Genomic DNA, 1685 nt, shown 5'->3' with positions numbered 1-1685 from the left:
TAGCCTCGATTTTTCACGGGTTGGGGTTTGTGCTTGATCGCGGCGTCGTTGTCTCATGTTGTAGGTGATTGTACTGTTCGGGTGTGATGTGCCTGCGCGTGTCGCCGCGGTGGTCGGGCCGTTCCATGGGCCGGAGTGCCTTTCATTGTCGCTGTTGTCGTGAGTATCGACATCAATCGGGTGCTCGGGGCAGTGCGCGGATCCGTTCGGTCGCGGTGACGATGAGCAGCGCCCAGGGATGCCTGTGACTGTAGTGGACAGTGGTGCGGCGTGCTGTCTTGGCGATGGTCGCTGCGATTGTGTAGACGCGGTAGCGCAGGGTTTTCGGCTCCCACCGGCGTGCTTGAGTGTCGGCAAGTCCGAGCATGCCCGCCCACGCGGTGATCTCACTGGCCAAGCCGACGATTTCCAACCAGATCTGGTTCTGGTCGAACCCATGCAGCGGCAGGTTGCGCAGGCCGGTGTCCTTGGCATTGCGGATCCGATCCTCACACCGCCCGCGGCGCCGGTGCCGGACTTCCAGATCGGCGAGCTGCCCGCGCCTGCTGTTGGTCGCGAACGCAGTGATCCGATACCCGTCCACGTCATCGAACCGCAACTGCGCTCCCGGATGCGGGCGCTCACGTCGGGCGATGACGCGCATCCCGGCAGGCCACCCGGTCAGGTCGAGCAGCCCGGTGAGCTCGACGACTCCGGCACCGTCGCGGATACCACCGGCCGACGTGTACGCGTCCTGCCACTCCGCTTCCGGTATCTGATGGTAGAGCTCGCCGAAGTCGGTCGGCAGGCTCCATCCGACGGAGTACGAGAGCCTGCGTCCGGTGAGCCAGTCCAGGAACCCGTGCGTGCCACCTGCGGTGTCGGCGCGGATGAGGACCTTCTTTCCCGGCCGCCCACGCCCGCCGGGGAGTTGGGCCAGGGCGTCACGGGTGATCGAGATATGGTCGGCCACGGTATTCGATCCGGCGTTGCCCTTGCGCAGGGCCGCGGCCAACAACTCGCCGGTACCGGCTGGACCGTGGTCGGCGAACGCCAGCAAGGGGTGGTGACCGAAGGTGCGCTTGAACGTCCCGGCGGCCTGTTCCTTCTCACTGTGCGCGATCACGATCGAGGCGTCTAAGTCGATGACCAACGGCTGGTCAGCGCTGGCATCGTGGTCAGGAGCATGCGTGCCGGCGCTGTGCCAGGCGTGGGCGCGGGCCTTCTGGCGGGCACGGCGGATCGCGGTGACCGCTGCCCCGGTGTCCTCAGCCAGCCAGCCGATGAGTCGGGAGACGGTCGGAGTCGACGCGACTGACCCGTAGATGCCGGGTTCGCTGCGCACGATTCCAGCGTCGGAGAGGCAGTCGCCGCCCAATGCCAACGACAGTGCCAGGTCCAACAGGATCTTGCCAGGATCATGGATCGCAAATGGCTTGCGCCACGACGCCAGAGCGTCTGAGAGGTAGCGTCCCAGGCCGGTCTGATCGATCGTGTCGGTCAGGACCGTGCCACCGGCTTGGGTGATGGCCGGGATGGGGGAAGTGTCGATGTGCGGGTGCGGGTACAGGCCGGTAGACTTCACTTCGAAGGTGATCTTTCTTCTGCGGGAATTGAACTCTAGACAAGTCCTATTTTCCCAGGTCAGAGGTCACCTTCACCTATTCATCCACACCCCGGACACCCCACACCATGAAAAACCCAGG

The 1685-nt window shown here is 64.7% G+C and carries 1 protein-coding gene; it reads right to left on the bottom strand.

What is annotated here, in order from left to right; translation table 11 throughout:
- Positions 1 to 172 precede the first annotated feature (172 nt).
- Positions 173 to 1564, bottom strand: a complete 1392-nt coding sequence (locus tag NQ036_RS15340) for an IS1380 family transposase (protein ID WP_257050016.1) — start codon at positions 1562 to 1564, stop codon at positions 173 to 175.
- Positions 1565 to 1685 lie beyond the last annotated feature (121 nt).

It is taken from the genome of Brevibacterium sp. 91QC2O2 (assembly GCF_024580695.1).
GTDB lineage: Bacteria > Actinomycetota > Actinomycetes > Actinomycetales > Brevibacteriaceae > Brevibacterium > Brevibacterium moorei.
The sequence above is the reverse complement of the archived record's forward strand: the minus strand, read 5'-3'. Positions and strand labels throughout refer to the sequence as shown.